Consider the following 18,420-nt stretch of genomic DNA (forward strand, 5'->3'; position numbering starts at 1 on the left):
ATAACTAGAAACTAAACCGAAAGAGGTGCCCCTTTGAAAATATCAACCAAAGGACGTTACGGACTAACAATTATGATGGAGCTTGCACTGAAATTTGGTGAAGGACCGACCTCACTTAAGAGTATTGCTGAGAAAAATGGACTTTCTGAACACTATCTGGAGCAGCTAATTGCTCCTCTTCGTAACGCAGGACTTGTAAAAAGTATTCGTGGTGCGTACGGTGGATACATTTTATCTCGTGAGGCTAGTGCTATCACAGCGGGGGACATCATTCGTGTGCTAGAGGGCCCAATTTCTCCAGTAGATTTTACTGAAGAAGATGATGCAGCAAAACGCGATTTATGGTTGCGTATTCGCGATAGCATCGCTGATGTACTAGATTCCACGACTCTTCATGACTTGATTAATTATAAAGAAGAGAGCTTGGCGGACAACTATATGTTCTACATCTAGGTATTTCACATGGAATAATAAACTTAAAAAAGCCCCCTTTTGGGGGCTTTTTTAAGTTTATTAGAGCTTATTGATTATCACCAAACCAGATGTTCTCTGTACCAGTCCGCGTGTCTGTCCATACGCTCACTAGACGGCCTGTTTGGGGGACAATGGCATTGCCGATGTAGTCCCCAATCAGGGGAATGCCGGTGACGTCAAAGGAAGTTGTCGTTATACGGGTGTTTGTATACGTCATCCCTCCATCTCTAGATGTAGCTAGATAAACATCAAGGTTGAGGGGATTGACTCGATTAGTGTAATAAGTAACGAATATTGCACCATCCGCAGGGGACACGGTGATGGCTGGGAAAAAGTTTTGGGAGCCTGCTGGACTGCCCGTAATGGAGATTGGTGTACCCCAATCCACACCAAAATTCGTGGAAGTAGCAAGGAAAATATCGGAATAACCTTCTCGAAAATCTTGCCATACAGCATAGACATTACCTTGCGTCGTCGGGGCATTAGAAATATCCGCTGCGAGGGAAGGGTATGTCAGACATCTAAATGTATATCCCGGCAATGGATCTGGTGGGACTACAACACTGGCGACCATCGTTTCTGGGGTGAAAGTGACCCCGCCGTCTGGGGAGGTGCGAATTTTAAGATCAGTATTACCGGGAGGCTGATTGATCCATCCCACGACAACAATCCCATTTAATGTAATGGCTATACCGGGAAATTCTTCAAATTCTTCGACTGAAGACAGCAGGGCGGGACTGAAATAAGTATTACCGCTATCTAGGGAACGATTGAAGAATATCGTATTTCCTGGTATGAATTGTGTGTTGTAATCATGCGTATAACCAGTATAAACATTTCCAAAAAAGGGACTTGATCCAGCCTTGTCGGTGACAACGACCACCTGATCATCATTCACAAACTGTCCAAATCCTTGATTCACGATGACTGGTGGACTGAATGAAGAGGCGTTGTCGACAGAAGTGTAGGAAACAATCGACCCGCTGAGACCGTCTGAATCGAAGGCATGAGCCAATACTACGAAGGTGGTCGGAAAAATATAATCAATATGTGGTGCTTCGATGCCAGCAAATCCTACCGGTAACGGTAATAACGTTGTTGTCCAAGTGGCACCTGCGTCAATAGATTTGTACAAACCTATATTGGGAGGGCCTGCTCGAAGATCTACAGCTACGGCGACCATAACCGAAGGATTAAGCCAATTTACCGCGATGGTGGGCTCGAATTGAGCGCTTGTGCTCGGCGAAAGTTGAATATTAACCATACAAAGTTCCTTTCGTAATAGAGTTTTCGTTACTTACGGGTTCAGCTGAGCAATGAAAGTAAGTTCGGATTGCAGCACTCTTTGATGAGGGATGACGTTTCCTGACGAATCCGTTCCGAATACCGTGATAATCGTGTCTGCCGGTGCGTTTCCAGTTACGAGAAATTGGACTTCATAAGCTGAATTGCCTGCGATATTAAAAGCGAGTAACTGGCTGGTGTTAGCATTAACATTCAATGAGCTGGAGTAGACTAAAGCCTTACTAACCAAAGTATTCCATACGTAAACGTGATAGACTACGTTAGATGAAAAACTAAGGTTGTCATTGTCGATGTTAATGATCAGATTGGATGCGGGGGTAGTCCCTGTGTTCGTAATGATGCCTGTTGTTGTTGCCATGAGCTTCACCTCTTCTATTAGTTTGATATATATATATGAATTAAGATTCGTTGTGTTTGGACAAGGGAATCAGAAAAATGGCGGAAATTGGAAATGTGAGAGGTATGCTATTATTCCATGAATCCCCCAGTCTTCCTGCCTCACAACTATCTGCTTCCGATTGAATAAGTTGATAGTATCCCAAGAGGAGGAGTGAGGAAATGCCTTATACAACAGGTCTTATTACGAATACGAGAGCAACTGGTACTGCAGCAAGTAATGTAGTGGTCAGTGTTCGTAACACAAGTAATGCGAATGCAATGATAATTGTCGAGGTCTTCGGTGTTCCGTATTCAACGCTTGCGCTTACCCCGCTTTATGTCACTGGTTATTATGTTCCAGCAATGAGTTCTGATATCAGAGAGTTCTTCATTGCAGGTAATGTCGCATATGAGGTTCAGATAGATACCTCTTTTCCATTAGCAAATGTAGTATGTTCCGTGTATGGATTGGACGAGTTCGGAAATCTCGTTACCGATCAGAGAGTGCTTCAATCTGAATTAACGCAGATTTCCGCACTTTCTATACCTGTATAAGTGATTTTGGAAATCAAGAAGCAATCACCGATAGAAACAGGTGGTTGCTTTTTTTTAGGCGCAATAAAAGCTCGTAGAGGCATTCACACAGGCACAAAGGTGGAATTTAAATATACTAATTTTATACTCCAATGTAGAGAGAGGTAAAAATAATGGCGGATGTAGGAGTAGTTATGCCTTTGTATACCCAAAAGCCGGAATTCCTCCGGCAAGCTCTGGAGTCTGTTCTGCGCCAAACCTTCACCGAATTTCGACTAATCATTGTAATTGATGGTGCGCCAGAAATGGAACCGCTTGTGAGATCTATAATTGCCGAGGATCCAAGGGTAACTATTATCCCATATGTACAGAACAGGGGTATTGCATATGCGCTCAATACGGGCTTTGAGCTTTTATTTAGCGAACCCAGTATTCAGTATTTGAGTTGGGTCTCCAGCGATAATGTTTATGAACCCCGTTTTCTCGAAATCCTTCGAGGGGCACTAGTGAAGGGGCCGCAAGAGCTAGGAATCGTGTATAGTTCTTTTCAAAGTATAGATAACGAGGGAAACCTGCTTCATAACGAACATCAACTAGCTACTCAGCGAAATTACCAGTCACAGCCCAAAGAGAGATTGCTGGATTACTCGCTTATTGGTGTTTCATTCATGTACAAATCGCAGGTTGCGAAGCTTGTTGGGGGGTACGGAATGGAGCCGGTGGAGGATTATGATTACTGGCTTAGACTTGCTGAACATTGTGATATTCGCTTTATCCCCGTGGAGCTGGTGAATTATCGTGTGGACTCTACCTTTAGTGTATCTGCACAGTTACATTCCACTGAAAATCATCGGAGATGGAGATATTCGTACCACTTGACCCGCCATCAGGCGCGATTCCGTAGAGGGATTCCTCCCATGATTACCGTTTTATTTCCTGTAGTAAATGCTGGTGCGGAGGAAATAGCGAGGATAGAGAATTTGTATGAACAGACGTATAGCAATTATGAGTGCCGGGTGCTGGATTTATCACTTACGGGTCAACCATCTGCTCTAATTGGTTCAATCCCTCATCCTGCAACTGAGTTTGTTTACATGCCAGGAGTTGTGGAGTCGCACGCGATTTGTGGAGCGCTAGAGCACTTGTCCACTCCCTACACGATAGTTTTAGGTCCCAAAATTTTCATAGGAGCTCTCGATATTGAATACATGCTGGAGGCTTTGGTTACTACCGGTGGAGACACGATCTCCAATTATTATACGGATGATCATAGCTTGATTGGATTCCGGCATAGACATGTCCCATCGACCAAAACTCACTACTATAATGAGCTGTTTCGAAGCACAGATTTGTATGATTTGTTGAAAATCCATTTTTCCTAAAATAATATGTGAATGAGTGATCGTAATGAAGATTTTGTTCACCTTCTTCAACCCGAGCGGCGGCATGCAAACCCTGAACCGAGTGCGCTGCCAAGCATTACATGATCGCGGTGTAGAGTGTCATTTGTTGTACACACACCCTGGGAAAGGGCAACAAAATATCCCTAATATTCAAACCTATATTACCAATAATGATGACGAGCTCAGGGGACTACTCACTCGAGAAGCTTTTGACTTGATTGTAGTGTGTACGGATATTTACTTAGCGGAGAGGTTCAGAGGGTTTGGTTACAAGGGGCCGCTTGTTTTTGAGGTGCAGGGATTGGGGACGTTAGATGAAGCGGAGCAAGTTATTAGTAATTTTAATGAGCGGATTCACAAGCTAACCGATGCGCTGCTCTATCCAGAAACGACCCATTTGCAGACGCTTTTCAAAGGTGGATTCCCATCCATTTCTCAATATTGCTTTGACAATCCGATCGATTGCGATCAGTTTGGATATACCAATTATCCCGCCAAAAGCTTTCCTATCCTCGGCTGGGTAGGACGAATTCAAACGAATAAGAACTGGAGAGAGTTTCTACAAATCGGACAACGGCTGCTGGCGATCCACCCCGAGCTTTATTTATGGATTTTTCAGGATGATACGTTGTTTGAGCCGGAGCAAAAAGAGAGTTTCGAACAATTTGTAGCCGAGACAGGGATTTCTTCACGTTTGATTTCGTATTCCAATGTTCCTCATGGGCAAATAGCAGATTATATGAGCATTATTGGTGACTCAGGAGGATTGCTCTGTTCCACCTCTATTCTCGAGGGATTTGGGTACGCCGTAGCCGAGGCGATGTTGTGTCGTTGTCCTGTTCTTACTACGGATTCGGATGGCATTCGGAGACTTGTCATTAATAATCATACTGGAAAAATATACACAAGAGGGCAGCTGGATGAAGCTGTGAATGCTGCTTTATCTTTAATGCATGATCCTGCACTGCGGGACAGAATTAGGATGAATGGCGAATGGCATATCCGAAACAATCTTTCCTCCGGGCTGTATGCGGATAGATTTCTCCAGATGGCTCATCAATTGATCAGACGCCGGTCTAAGATCGAGCGTCGATGGTCTTAACTCTGCGGTTAAGCCGCAGGGTTAAGATGTTTTTTAAATATAAAAATTTATATGCTTACGTTATAAATTATCCTCTATTTCTCGCATAAACACTTACCATCCTCATAAGGACGCCAAAGGCGTTTATGCTTGTGCCTCTTCAATTAATTCCTCAGTATCATTCCTAACATTTCCGACAGCCGGGGAAACTGGATAGGTTCTCATTAGTTGTTGATCATACGGTTTCAGGAGCTTTATTAGAGAGGTAATGTCCTGATTGCCCCGATCCAGCCATTCTGCCTCATCCTCAGGCTTCAAAATAACCGGCATGCGGTTATGGATTTCAGCCATTAGATCGTTCGGAGTAGTCGTTATAATCGTGCAGGTACTTAGTTTATTACCCTCAGGGTCCATCCAAATATCATATAATCCGGCCATGGAGAAAATCCCCCCATCGCGCATCACGATCCGCATGGGTTGTTTGTTGCTACCTTGCACCTTCCATTCGTAGAAGCCATCAGAAGGGATAATGCAGCGGCGTGAGCTTACTAAGCGCTTGAAAGAAGGCTTCTCCAGTAGTGATTCTGCCCGTGCATTGATCATTTTACTGCCGATTTTGTCATCCTTTGCCCATGAAGGAACCAGACCCCAACGAAGTTCCCCAAGCTTATTGCTGGAGCCTGTATGAATGACTGCCGGAATTTGCTGCATGGGCGCGGCGTTATATTTAGGGGCATAGTGGATAATGGTTGAATCATTCGCAAAATATCTGACCATCAACTCTTCCATAGTGACGGTTATTGTATAGCGTCCGCACATGATTTACACTCCCTAGTCAGTAGATTAGAAGTTCACTCCGTTTACAGCTTAATTTCATCATGTTATGCTCGGAATATTTCTTATTATAAACGAAGCGGAATGAATGAAGAAAGAGGTGCTCATTGGTGATTTTGGTAAGCTCTTGTCTAGCTGGCATGAAGGTGAGATATAATGGTACGGATTGTTTGGATGAGAAAATTCAGAAGCTTTTGAATGAGAATCAAGCTATTGCTGTGTGTCCAGAATTGCTGGGAGGATTCGCAACGCCTAGAGAACCAGCTGAAATCATTGGTGGGAATGGCGAGGATGTGCTGGCAGGAACGGCTAAAGTAGTGGATCGATCAGGTACAGATGTTACAGATATGTATTTAGAGGGTGCTTATATCACACTTGCAAAAGCCCAAGAGGTATCAGCTACGATGGTAGTGCTTAAAGAAAACAGTCCTTCTTGCGGCAGCAGTATGATTTATAATGGGGAATTCAAAGGTAAGAAAATAGCGGGAAATGGCGTTACTACAGCTTTACTTAGAAAAAATGGCATTGAGGTAACTTCTGAAGAGAACTGGCTATTATAATCCTAGCTTTCATAGGGAAATGATTACAATATTGTGTTCTTTCGCTTGTGGAAAACTCACTTCTCGCGCGGTATAATTTAATAGTTGCAAGTATAAACGTCTTCGGCGTCCTTTTAAGGACGGTTAGCGTTTTAAGCGAGAATTATAAGAATAATGTATAAGGTGAAACTTATGCCTTCTTATATACTTAGAAGAACTAGTTTCCTATACTCTAGAAGCGGAGAAATGAATATGAAATCCATCTATTTGGACCACGCCGCATCAACTCCGGTTCATCCCGAGGTGGCTAAGGTCATGCTGAATATAATGACAGAACAATACGGAAATGCATCTAGTGTACATCAGTTCGGGCGTTCAGCTAAAAGAATATTGAACGGGGCGCGCGATAATATCGCCGCCTTTTTGGGCTGTTCACCTGACGAGTGGGTGTTCACTGGAGGCGGCACCGAGAGCGATAATTTAGCGCTCTATGGAGCAGCAGCTGCAGTTTCCCATAAAGGAAAACATATTATCACCACCCAGATCGAGCATCATGCAGTGTTACATACCTGCGAAGAGCTAGAGAAGGAAGGCTTCAAAGTTACCTATCTTCCTGTGGATTCGACGGGCAGGGTATCTGTTACAGACATAGAGGCTGTATTGCAGGAAGACACGGTGTTGATCAGCGTAATGTATGCCAACAATGAGGTCGGCACCGTTCAGCCCATCCAGGAGATTGGTCAGCTTGCCAAAGAACGGGGTATTCTGTTCCATGTAGATGCTGTACAAGCACTTGGTGCCCTTCCAATTACATTGCGGGAGCTTCCAGTAGATTACATGAGCTTTACTGCTCATAAGATCAACGGGCCTCAAGGGATCGGTGGTTTATACGTTCGAAGCGGAGCGCCACTGCATCCAAGACTTCATGGCGGCCTTCAGGAGCGCGGCAGACGTGCCGGAACAGAGAATCTAGCCGGAGCAGCTGGGTTTGCCAAAGCCGTTGAAATAGCGGTTAAGGGGCTGTCAGAACGTCAACAGAATATGAAGCTCCTGCGCAGTAGACTGCTCGAGGAGCTGAATACTCTGATTGGACGGGAGCGTTACTCGCTTAACGGTAATACCGAGGAGTTTTTGCCTAGTATTCTGAATTTGAGCTTCCCAGGGGCTGGGACAGATGTTATGCTGATGAACCTGGATATGGAGGGAATTGCGGCAGCAAGCGGTTCAGCTTGCACCTCAGGATCCCTGGAAATATCTCATGTTCTGAAAGCAATGGGACTTCCTCAAAATATTTTAGAGTCTGCGATTCGATTTAGTATTGGTTTGGGTAATACTACTGAAGAAATCGAGTACGTTGCTCGAAAAGTTGAAACCATTTTGAATCGCCTACGTAAATGAGACTAGTTACTCTAGGTTTCGGTCTGTATCGAGGCGATTCGGGCTTTTGGCTTTCTGAGAACTCGTAAGTACACTCAAAGTGAGGGGACCGAGGCAGCCATGAGACTTCAAGATCTGATCGGCTTGGCTGTATTTGAAGTTGAAGAGGGGAATGAAATCGGCAAGATTGTCGATATCCTACTCGATTCAAACTGGAATATTACGGGTATTGAACTGGAAAGCAAATCTTTTTTTGGCGGCCATGTGAAATTTGTGGCATGGAAAGATATTGTGGCCTACGGCGAGGATGCTGTCATGATTCGTAGTAAAGAGTCGATTGATAAGACAGATGCCGATCATATACCTTGTACTTTTCTATTAGGAAAGAACAAACTTAAGGATTTGAAAGTACTGACTACAACTGGAACTATACTTGGACGAATATCGGATGTTTATTTTGACCAAAAGTTGGGAAACACAATAGGAGCGCTGGAAATCAGTGACGGGCTTGTGACTGATTTGATCGAAGGCCGCAAATGGCTGCCTTGTTCTGATGAGATGTCCATTGGTGAGAATGCTTTAATGGTTCCTGCAATGAGCGAAGAACGGCTACAAAAAGCCATTAATATTGTTAACGGATAGGTGGAATGTATTATATGAAGTGTCCAAACTGTAACTCTAAAGATATCGGAAAGATTGGTTCCCACCAGTTCTATTGCTGGGGCTGTTTCATTGAATTGACGGTAAACGGCGAGAAAATGTCGGTGTATCAGGTGGAAGAAGATGGCACTCTCAGCTCTCTGGACGATCTGTTCTCCGGGGATGATATGACTCAGGATTTCCCGCAAATTCATGCGTCATCTTAACTATGAATCTTGCTTTGTAAGCAAGAATGATCTAGGTACTTAAAGCGTCAATCTCCTTACAGTTGAAATCAGCTGCAGGGTTATTGGCGCTTTTTTTGGGGCTCCCCGCAAAGTACCTGAATCAGCATCGAAGAAAAAGCCTCACTTTGTGGGGGTATTTTGGGGCTCCCCGCAAAGTACCTGAATCAGCATCGAAGCACAGGCCTCACTTTGTGGGGTTATTTTGTGTGCTTGATGGTTATTTTGCTGCGGCCATACATATACTTATTTACGAAGCTAGTCCAGGCTACAGTCGCAGGAGGGTACACTCATGGAGCAATGGTCCCAAAGTAAGTGGTTCCGCTGGATGATCGGAGTGCTGCTCTCCTTGATCATTTTGTATTTTGTTTGGTTGCTTCGTCCAATGCTGCAGGGGATATTTGTATTTTTGAAGGCAATCCTTGCTCCATTTCTGGCAGCTATGATTATTTCCTACGTGCTGAATCCCGTCGTTAGTATGCTTGCCGGACGGAAGATGCCGCGTAGTGTAGCTGTTCTACTTATATATGCAGTATTCCTAACGGCGATTGCAGTGATCGCAATTAACCTGATCCCGATGTTTATCGAGCAGCTTGAAGAGTTGAATGAACATTTGCCAGAGATGACGCTGCAAGCCCAGGGGCTGATGCGACATATGAATTCTAGACTAATCCCGCCCGGGGTCGAAATGGGGATGAACAACTGGTTTTTTCAACTGGAAAGTCGTCTCGCCGAAGGGATCTCTAATTTTCTCGATAATATAGGGACAACGATTAATGTGCTGTTCAATGCTTTCATTGTACCGTTTCTAGTGTTCTATATTCTGAAGGATTTTGATGTGTTTGAGCGGACGGTGGTGTCTTGTCTGCCCCGCGCACGCCGTAAGTCGATTGTAACTTTGTTAAAAGATATCGATGATGCACTCGGCAACTACATTCGTGGACAGTTTCTGGTCTGCATTATTATAGGTGTGCTTGCTTATATCGGTTATGCCATCATCGGAATGCCATATGCTTTATTGTTTGCGAGTGTGGTGGCAGTGTTCAATATTGTTCCGTATATGGGTCCCTTTTTGGGGGCTGCACCAGCCATTGTAATGGCTTCGACGGTTTCTTTCCGTTTAGTGCTGTTGGTTGCAGTGGTTAACACAGTGTGCCAAATCGTGGAAAGTAACATAATCTCACCTCAGGTGGTGGGAAAGAAGCTGCATTTGCATCCGCTGCTCATTATTTTTGCACTTCTGGTTGGCGGTGAATTGGCGGGGATGATCGGACTTATCCTTGCTGTACCGTTCTTCGCGGCTGCAAAAGTCGTTATTCAACACTTTATGACGTATTTAATCAAACGAAAGCCCGTGTAAATAGGGTAAAACATTGACTATAGTCAACAGTTTTGTATATAATGTTGGGGAATATTACTGATGAACAGTCGGTATATATAGTTGATCGATGATGAGGAGTATTAATTCTATACCGTTATTGCAGAGAGCCGGCACTAAGGTGCGAGCCGGTTAACGGAACGGAGTGAACTCACCTCGGAGTAACGGCGCAAGTTTCAGGATATCCACTAGATATAATGGATGTCCTAGGTGAAGCGTCGTCGCCTCACCCCCGCTAAAGGGTGCAAAGTGAGTGGCAGAATAAAGTATATTCAGCCGCTAACTAGGGTGGTACCACGGGAATTATAACCTCTCGTCCCTAGCGATAATACGCTAGGGATGGGAGGTTTTTTTGTAAATATAAGAGGGTATAGGTTTCACGAAATACTTCATGTCTTATATTTCTCGCATAAACGCTTACCGTCCTTATAAGGATGCCGATGGCAGTTTATGCTTGGTTAAGAAATCTAAGTAGTAACACTCCAAGGAGGAGCAGAGAATGAGCGACAATCAAACAAACAGTATACCTGCCGGCGGTTACCGGGCACAGGCTATTGAGCCCAAGTGGCAAAAGTTCTGGGATGAGAACAAAAGTTTTAAGACAGGTGAAGATCCAACCAAACCGAATTTCTATGCACTGGATATGTTCCCGTACCCTTCAGGTGCAGGACTGCATGTAGGTCATCCAGAAGGCTACACAGCAACGGATATCGTATCCCGTTACAAACGGATGCGTGGTTTTAACGTGCTGCACCCGATGGGCTGGGATGCTTTTGGACTTCCTGCAGAGCAGTATGCCATGGATACTGGTCAGCATCCACGTGATTTTACAGATAAGAACATCGATAATTTCCGTCGTCAGATCAAATCGCTGGGTTTCTCCTACGACTGGGATCGCGAGATCAGCACTACAGATCCAGATTATTACAAATGGACGCAGTGGATTTTCATCCAGTTGTACAACAAAGGCTTGGCTTATGTAGCAGAAGTACCTGTTAACTGGTGCGAGGCACTGGGTACAGTACTTGCCAACGAAGAAGTTATTGACGGTAAAAGTGAGCGCGGAGGACATCCGGTTGTCCGCAAACCGATGCGTCAGTGGATTCTGAGAATTACTGAATATGCTGAGCGTCTGCTAGAAGATCTGGAAGAGCTGGATTGGTCTGAAAGCATTAAGGATATGCAGCGCAACTGGATCGGCAAATCCACAGGTGCAGAAGTGAACTTTGAAATTGAAGGTCACGACGCTAGCCTGACCGTGTTTACAACACGTCCAGATACATTGTTCGGAGCGAGCTACTGCGTATTAGCACCAGAGCATGAACTGGTTGATGCCATTACAACAGAAGCACAACGTGCAGCGATTGCAGAATATCGTGTGAAAGCTTCTCATAAGAGCGATCTTGAACGTACAGATTTGGCTAAAGAGAAGAGCGGTGTATTCACGGGTGCGTATGCAATCAATCCTGTGAATGGTGCTAAGACGCCGATCTGGATTGCAGATTATGTACTTGCCGGATATGGAACGGGTGCGATCATGGCGGTTCCAGGTCACGATACACGCGACTGGGAATTTGCTAAACAATTCGGCTTGGATATCGTGGAAGTCGTGCAAGGTGGCAACGTTGAAGAAGAGGCATATTCCGGAGACGGACCGCATGTCAATTCTGATTTCTTGAATGGCCTTAAGAATGAAGAAGCAATTGCGAAGATGATTGCTTGGCTGGAAGAGAAGGGCGTAGGTAAAGGTAAAGTAACCTATCGTCTGCGTGATTGGCTGTTCAGCCGTCAACGCTACTGGGGAGAGCCGATTCCAATTTTGCATCTGGAAGACGGTACAATGAAGACTGTTCCGGTTGATCAGCTGCCGCTGGTACTGCCTGATGTAGATGCGATCAAACCATCGGGTACTGGGGAGTCTCCACTTGCCAATGTAACAGATTGGGTGGAAACGATCGATCCTGAGACTGGTATGAAGGCTCGCCGTGAGACCAACACCATGCCGCAATGGGCGGGCAGCTGCTGGTACTACCTGCGTTACATTGATCCGAAGAACGATCAAGAGCTGTGCTCCCCAGAGAAGCAAAAAGCATGGCTTCCAGTGGATCTGTACATTGGTGGAGCCGAGCATGCCGTGCTTCACTTGCTCTATGCACGTTTCTGGCACAAAGTGCTTTATGATATCGGCGTAGTAGAAACGAAAGAGCCTTTCCATAAGCTGGTTAACCAAGGTATGATTCTTGGAAATAATAATGAAAAAATGAGTAAATCACGCGGAAATGTCATCAACCCTGATGAGATTGTTGAAGCTTTTGGTGCAGATACACTGCGTGTCTATGAAATGTTTATGGGCCCTCTGGAAGCAACCAAGCCTTGGAATGAAAAGGGTGTTGAAGGGGTTCACCGGTTCTTGTCCCGTGTATGGCGCCTGTTCGTGAATGAGGAAGGTAAGCTCAATTCCAAAATCACAGCAGATGGCGGTACGGAAGAGTTCAAACGTACTTGGCACAAAACGATTAAGAAAGTTACTGAGGATTTCGAGCATCTGCGTTTCAATACGGCGATTAGCCAGTTGATGATTTTCATTAACGATGCCTACAAGCAAGAAACGTTGTCCCATGAAGCTGCCGAACATTTTGTGCAAATGTTGTCACCACTGGCACCGCATATTGCTGAAGAGCTGTGGCAACTGCTTGGTCATGAAGGAAGCATCAGCTACGTGGCTTGGCCAACTTATGATGAAGCATGGACAGTTGATGCTGAGGTTGAAATCGTTATTCAGGTGAATGGTAAAATCGTACAACGCGCATTGATTCCGCTGGATATGGGTCAGGAAGAAATGCAAGCTCATGCGCTGGCACTTCCTAATGTAAGTGCAGCTGTAGAAGGTAAAACCATACGCAAGATTATTGCGGTTCCTGGCAAGCTTGTAAATATTGTAGTGGGTTAAGCGAAGAACGCAATTCTGCCCGCAGCATCGGAGAAATCCGTGCTGCGGGCTTTGTTGTTCTAACGTTATTTCGGACCTTGATTAATAGTGTCATGTCCGAATAGTTCATCAAGCTTAATAACATCCTCATCATATTTATCATGCGTTGTCGTGATGAGGCGTTCAAATACACCATCTAGACTGGTACGTAAGTGGTTTAACGCTTCTGCGGTAATGCCGCCGCGAACAGCGACCCGTTCTTGAAGCTCTTGGGGGGTAAACTCCCCTTCTGTCAGCAATTTTCCTGTACCCAGCAGCATTTCACCAGCAAGTCGGCTGATTAATGTCTCTTCAATTCCAGTGGCCTCAACAGCTGCTTCAATCCAGCGCTCAATGAAATAGCTTAAGAACGCAGGTCCACAGCTGGAGAAATCAGAAGCGATTCGGGTATGTGCCTCTTGGATTTCTAAGGGGACACCTATGAAAGACAATAGCTGTAGCAGTACAAGCCTGTCTTCTTTATTAAGCCTGCTGCCAAAAATGCACAGTGAAGTCCCACTCTTGACGCAGTGCGTAATGCTTGGGATAATCTTAGCGATTTTGGACGGCAAAGCGGATTCCAGATGATGCAATTGAACTGGACTTGTAATGGATACGACGATTTGCTCACTCCGGAGACATGAGCCGATCTCATTGGTTAATGTTTTAAATTCAAGCGGCTTTACGCATAAAAAAACGATATCACTTCCTAACGCTGTCTCCCTATTGCTTCCGCAAATGGAAATGCCGGGGTGACGCTTCTCAAGCTCGAGCAGCTTATTCAGACTGCGGTTGCTGGCAAGCACATCACACGGTTCTAGCGCTCCGGAAGAAAGAAAGGCGTCGATCAGCAGGCTGCCCATGCTGCCTGTTCCGATAAATCCTACTTTCACCTGTGGTTCCTCCTTTCTAGCATTGCTTTTTACTAACTGACATGAATTCTCTTCGTTATATGTATGCAGGATAGCCTTGGACAAATGACAGGTTTTGTATGAATTATTAAAGGGAATTCCAATTAAAGGAATGTATGAAGATTCACAAAAAAGTATAGGACGAATTTTCGTGAGGGGGAGTGCATTTTGAATAAAGGGAGTATAGTGCTCGGAGTGGCTGTAGCTTTACTAGGTAGTGGACTGTTATGGGCTGCTGGGAGTAAGGGGGATTCCGGCATTGCCGGATGGGAGACCTTGAATGGAAGCATGGAACAAGCGATTGGAGTCGCTGAGCCAGATGAAGCTTCGGCTACAGAGGGCAAAGTGGGAGGCCAGCAGACGAAGGTAGATAAGCAAAGTGCTGGGAAAGTTACAGTGGGAGCCGAAGCCACTGGGAAGACTGATGCTTCTGGGAAAACTGATTGTGCCGGAAAGGCTGAAGTTAGTGATAAGTCTGATGCTGCTCAGAAGGTGAAGGATACTGCACAAGTAGATCATACTGTCCCGACTCCAGTAGATGAAAAAGGGACAACGGTTACTGGAGAGAATGCTTTGGAGGCGCTTGAGGTTACCACGTCAGTCGCTTCACAGGAAGGTAAAATAAATGTGAACTCTGCGGGTGCTAAGGAGCTGATGGATCTCCCGGGCATCGGAGAGAAGAAGGCACAGACTATAATCGAGTACCGCAACCGTGTAGGGGCTTTTCGTAGTCTGTCAGATTTGGGGAAGGTGAAGGGGATCGGGCCCAAAATGCTGGAAAAGCTAAAGCCTTTAGTAATATTTTAAGATATAAGGGTATTGAAGGTACTGTTGAATGTGCTACAACCGTTGTCCTAGTGAATACTTGCGGGGATGTGTTACAATAGTTAACAACTATTTAGAAGGATATGGAGATTGATTATGACTGCTGCTTATCGTAAAGACTGGGATACTTACTTCATGGACATTGCCTGCATGGTCTCCACTCGTTCACGCTGTAATCGCCGACATGTAGGTGCTGTGCTGGTACAAGGCAAGAAGCTGCTAGGAACAGCGTACAACGGGGCGCCAATGGGCGTACCTGATTGTTCAGAGGCAGGCTGTATGCTCTCGGAGCAATATGAAATGGAAATCGTGGATGGCGTAGAGACAATGGTGAAGAAACAGCGCTGTATTCGCACGATTCATGCGGAACAGAATCTTTTGCTATTTACAGACCGGATCGATCGGGAAGGCAGTACCGTCTATGTGACAGATGAGCCCTGCTGGACCTGCGCCAATATGCTGGCGAACAGTGGTATCGTGGAAATCGTGTATTACCGACCTTACCGTAAGGATATGGAAAAGGTTGAAGCGATGATGGCTGCCAAGGGTATCATATTTCGCCAATTGGAGAACTATGAGCCGCCAAGTGAAACGATGATCAAAGTATCGGAATAGCTGATCTGTATAACACCAATTTAATAAGATGGCTTGAGGAAGAACCTCTCGTGCGCTTTTATGGCGTATGCAGAGGTTCTTTTTTTGTATCCAGTATTGTGAAAGGGGGATGGGAACGTGAAGGAAAGACCCTTGTTAAGCTTTACAGTATGTTGGGTGGCTGGAAGCGCAGCGGCTTGCTTAAGCTCAGGGAGCGGACTGCTATTGGCGTGGGCAGGATTAATACTTTTACTGGTGAGTCTTAGGGTGTGGGGAACAGTAAGTTGGAAATACATAGCCGTGTTGTGTTTATCCATTTCTTTAGCGGCTGGATATTGGAAGTGGAACGAAGCTCGAAATATTAGCGGAATACCTGAAGCGCTGGACAGCACGATTGCAGAGTTGAATGGGAGTCCCGTGGAAGCTAGAGGCATGATCATTTCCGTTGTGGAACGGGATGGGGATCGGGTTGATTTTACAATGAAGCTCTCACATATGAACCTGCTTGCAGAGGGAGATGAAAAAGCATCTGATCCTGTGGAAGAGCAGGATGAAAAGGTAGAGGGTGAGTTAATCGCAGTGCAGATCAAACTTCTGGCCGAGGATGAAATTACTGTTGCTGCGAAGTGGCGAAGAGGGGATGAGGTGCTGCTTAATGGCGTGCTGGAAGAGCCGGCAGTAGCGCGTAATTTTGGAGGCTTCAATTATCGTGCCTATTTACATACGAAGAAGATTCATTGGCTATTGAAGGGGCAGGGGGCGGAAAATGTAAGGGTAACCGTGCCAGATTCATGGAGTCTGTTAACGGTTTTTCGCTTAAATGATAGCGCGCGGATGGCCCTTGGGGCAGAGCTGGATCAACTTTTTCAAGAACGTCACTCTGGGTATATGAAGGGCTTAATCATTGGGATGCAGGATGATCTTGATCCGGATACCTTTAAACAGTTCTCACAGCTTGGTTTAACGCATATTCTCGCCATTTCAGGTATGCATGTAGCGGTGTATGTAGGTGTTCTTTTATTTCTGTTCAGGCGCTTACGGCTGCCAAAAGAGACGGCACTAACGCTCACCTTCATACTTGTTCCTGTATATGTCCTCTTGTCGGGTGCGGGCCCGTCCATTGTGCGTGCGGGGCTGATGAGTATGATTGCCCTGCTCGCTGCACGAGTTGGGATGCTGAAGGATGGACTGAATATTTTGGCGGCATCGGCACTGGTTATGTTGATCTGGAATCCTTATATGCTGCTCAGTGTCAGCTTCCAGCTGTCTTTTCTGGTGACCCTTGGCTTAATGGTTTACGTTCCGCTTATGAATCCTCTTTTGAGCATACTGCCACGCTGGCTTAAAGGTGCGGTCTCTGTGACGTTAGTGGCCCAATTAGTTTCTTTCCCGCTCACGATTTATTATTTTAATCAGTTTTCGCTACTATCCTTTGTCGCCAATTTGGTCTTTGTACCTCTGATTACCTTTGTAGTATTGCCGCTAGGGACGCTTGCACTACTGCTTGGACGACTGTGGGAAGATGCTGCATACGTACTGGCGCATGTTACGGAGCTGCTGAATAACTTTACTTTTTTCGCTGTGGAATGGATCAATAAATTTGCCGGTGGAGTTTTGATTTGGGGCTCACCTTCACTGCTGTGGATCGGGGTGTACTATGTTTTATTGTATGGTCTGCTGTATGTTGCCAAGCTAAGAAAGGAAGCTCGTTCTGCACCGCAATATATGGAGGATGAGACGAGACCATTAACGGAGGCTGGTTTACCTGTGAACAGTCACGGTGGGTTTGGGAGAGTGGGGAATTCACAGTTTGCTATTGATGGTTCCAAGGTTGGACGCTGGAGCGGGGCGATTGTTCTACTGTTGGCAGTTGGGCTGGGGATGCTGCTGTATTGGGGTTATCAGTCGGACGGTCAAGCAGGCAGAGGTACAATTAGTTATCTGGATATTGGACAAGGCGACAGCATTCTCATCACTACATCGAGCGGAGCACATATTCTAGTGGACGGTGGCGGAACCTTAAACTTTGGTCAAAAAGAAGAGTGGCGTGTTCGCCGAAGTCCGTTCGAGGTTGGCGCTAAAGTGCTGGTTCCTCTGCTGAAAAAACGTGGTATCCACCGTTTAGATGTCATTATTTTGACACATGGAGATCAGGATCATGCCGGAGGACTTCAAGCCGTGTTGGGAGAGATTCCGGTATCGGCATTGCTTTTTAATGGGACAATAGTTGATCGCGAGTTTTATATGGGGATGATGCGGACTGCGCTAGAGAGGGATGTTCAGTTGTATGCTGTGCATCAAGGAATGACCCTTTCCCCGGATGATAAGACGAAGCTGTCCTTTTTATGGCCGGAGGGAAGGGGTGGAGAAGCGTCGGGTAATCCTTATCAGAATGGCATTCCTCTACTGGAAGAGCAGAACCACGATTCGGTAGCTTTTCGCTTAGAGATGAATGGTAGGAACTTTCTATTCACCGGAGATATGGATTTGGAAGCCGAGGAGGAGATTGTAGAGCAGGCTAAGCAAAAGGGGATCAGCACTGGACCTGTCATTGATGTGTTGAAGGTGGCTCACCATGGGAGCAAGACATCCACTGGCGAAGCTTGGTTAAAATTCTGGCAGCCTGCAGCAGCGGTGATCTCAGCGGGTGTTAATAATCTGTATGGTCATCCGAAAGCTGAGGTGTTGGAGCGATTGCAAGATAACCAAGCATCTATTTTCCGGACGGATCAGCAGGGGGAGATACAGATGCGGGTGCGGGCAGAGGGGGTTGAAGTGCGATATAAGTTGGTGGAGGCATTGCATTTTGTGCAATAGAACGCACTCCAAGATAGCGGGATCTCTCAAGCCCCCTAATCGAATTGGAGTCCTAAAGATGAAATAAGGTACACTAATAGAGAAGGGGATGAGGTTCATGAAAAGTAACAAGCTGTAC

The 18,420-nt window shown here is 45.6% G+C and carries 17 protein-coding genes; 13 read left to right on the top strand and 4 right to left on the bottom strand.

What is annotated here, in order from left to right:
- The first annotated feature begins 33 nt into the window (after window positions 1–33).
- Window positions 34–453 (top strand): cysteine metabolism transcriptional regulator CymR, encoded by a 420-nt coding sequence (gene cymR, locus M2444_RS30570; protein WP_042191066.1) that lies wholly within the window; start codon window positions 34–36, stop codon window positions 451–453.
- 67 nt (window positions 454–520) lie between these two features.
- Here cymR and M2444_RS30575 read toward each other — a convergent pair whose 3' ends face one another.
- Complete coding sequence (locus tag M2444_RS30575; RefSeq protein WP_094873691.1) at window positions 521–1,738, bottom strand: sialidase family protein; 1,218 nt, start codon at window positions 1,736–1,738, stop codon at window positions 521–523.
- Window positions 1,739–1,771: 33 nt separating this feature from the next.
- Window positions 1,772–2,137 carry a hypothetical protein gene (locus M2444_RS30580; RefSeq protein WP_094873693.1) on the bottom strand — a complete coding sequence of 122 codons (366 nt, stop codon included), beginning with the start codon at window positions 2,135–2,137 and terminating at the stop codon, window positions 1,772–1,774.
- Between the two features lie 200 nt (window positions 2,138–2,337).
- On the opposite strand from M2444_RS30580, the gene M2444_RS30585 reads away from it, so the two are divergent.
- The 3 genes from M2444_RS30585 (at window position 2,338) to M2444_RS30595 (ending at window position 5,196) form a co-directional block, all read left to right on the top strand.
- The gene (locus M2444_RS30585; protein WP_280788896.1) at window positions 2,338–2,712 is read left to right on the top strand and encodes a hypothetical protein; all 375 of its coding nucleotides are present in this window, start codon (window positions 2,338–2,340) and stop codon (window positions 2,710–2,712) included.
- Between the two features lie 152 nt (window positions 2,713–2,864).
- The gene (locus M2444_RS30590; protein ID WP_280788897.1) at window positions 2,865–4,073 is read left to right on the top strand and encodes a glycosyltransferase; all 1,209 of its coding nucleotides are present in this window, start codon (window positions 2,865–2,867) and stop codon (window positions 4,071–4,073) included.
- A gap of 25 nt (window positions 4,074–4,098) precedes the next feature.
- Window positions 4,099–5,196 carry a glycosyltransferase family 4 protein gene (locus M2444_RS30595; RefSeq protein ID WP_280788898.1) on the top strand — a complete coding sequence of 366 codons (1,098 nt, stop codon included), beginning with the start codon at window positions 4,099–4,101 and terminating at the stop codon, window positions 5,194–5,196.
- A 123-nt stretch (window positions 5,197–5,319) separates the two neighbouring features.
- Here the strand turns inward: M2444_RS30595 and M2444_RS30600 are convergent, their stop codons facing one another.
- On the bottom strand, window positions 5,320–5,994 hold the full coding sequence (locus M2444_RS30600; protein WP_094877940.1) for an SOS response-associated peptidase: 675 nt from the start codon (window positions 5,992–5,994) through the stop codon (window positions 5,320–5,322).
- 125 nt (window positions 5,995–6,119) lie between these two features.
- Between M2444_RS30600 and M2444_RS30605 the strand changes: the two genes are divergently transcribed.
- The 6 genes from M2444_RS30605 to leuS all read left to right on the top strand — a co-directional run bounded on the left by M2444_RS30605 (window position 6,120) and on the right by leuS (window position 13,137).
- A complete protein-coding gene (locus tag M2444_RS30605) occupies window positions 6,120–6,569 on the top strand; it encodes a 2-thiouracil desulfurase family protein (RefSeq protein WP_094873709.1) in 450 nt (149 codons plus the stop codon).
- Between the two features lie 231 nt (window positions 6,570–6,800).
- Window positions 6,801–7,946, top strand: coding sequence for a cysteine desulfurase family protein (locus M2444_RS30610; protein WP_280788899.1), 1,146 nt, complete (start codon window positions 6,801–6,803; stop codon window positions 7,944–7,946).
- A gap of 99 nt (window positions 7,947–8,045) precedes the next feature.
- Window positions 8,046–8,567, top strand: coding sequence for a PRC-barrel domain-containing protein (locus tag M2444_RS30615; protein WP_042191050.1), 522 nt, complete (start codon window positions 8,046–8,048; stop codon window positions 8,565–8,567).
- Between the two features lie 14 nt (window positions 8,568–8,581).
- Entirely contained in the window at window positions 8,582–8,791 is a 210-nt protein-coding gene (locus M2444_RS30620; protein ID WP_036677557.1) for a hypothetical protein, read from the top strand.
- A gap of 310 nt (window positions 8,792–9,101) precedes the next feature.
- Window positions 9,102–10,169 (top strand): AI-2E family transporter, encoded by a 1,068-nt coding sequence (locus M2444_RS30625; protein ID WP_042191048.1) that lies wholly within the window; start codon window positions 9,102–9,104, stop codon window positions 10,167–10,169.
- A gap of 517 nt (window positions 10,170–10,686) precedes the next feature.
- Entirely contained in the window at window positions 10,687–13,137 is a 2,451-nt protein-coding gene (gene leuS, locus M2444_RS30630; RefSeq protein ID WP_280788900.1) for a leucine--tRNA ligase, read from the top strand.
- 65 nt (window positions 13,138–13,202) lie between these two features.
- Here the strand turns inward: leuS and comER are convergent, their stop codons facing one another.
- Complete coding sequence (comER, locus tag M2444_RS30635) at window positions 13,203–14,048, bottom strand: late competence protein ComER (protein WP_280788901.1); 846 nt, start codon at window positions 14,046–14,048, stop codon at window positions 13,203–13,205.
- A gap of 186 nt (window positions 14,049–14,234) precedes the next feature.
- Between comER and M2444_RS30640 the strand changes: the two genes are divergently transcribed.
- The 3 genes from M2444_RS30640 (at window position 14,235) to M2444_RS30650 (ending at window position 18,302) form a co-directional block, all read left to right on the top strand.
- Entirely contained in the window at window positions 14,235–14,873 is a 639-nt protein-coding gene (locus M2444_RS30640) for a helix-hairpin-helix domain-containing protein (protein WP_280788902.1), read from the top strand.
- Window positions 14,874–14,987: 114 nt separating this feature from the next.
- A complete protein-coding gene (locus M2444_RS30645) occupies window positions 14,988–15,506 on the top strand; it encodes a deoxycytidylate deaminase (protein ID WP_042191041.1) in 519 nt (172 codons plus the stop codon).
- A 117-nt stretch (window positions 15,507–15,623) separates the two neighbouring features.
- Window positions 15,624–18,302, top strand: coding sequence for a ComEC/Rec2 family competence protein (locus M2444_RS30650; RefSeq protein WP_280788903.1), 2,679 nt, complete (start codon window positions 15,624–15,626; stop codon window positions 18,300–18,302).
- Window positions 18,303–18,420: the final 118 nt, after the last annotated feature.

The organism is Paenibacillus sp. PastF-3 (assembly GCF_029893135.1).
Taxonomy (GTDB): Bacteria; Bacillota; Bacilli; order Paenibacillales; family Paenibacillaceae; genus Paenibacillus_AQ; species Paenibacillus_AQ nitricinens.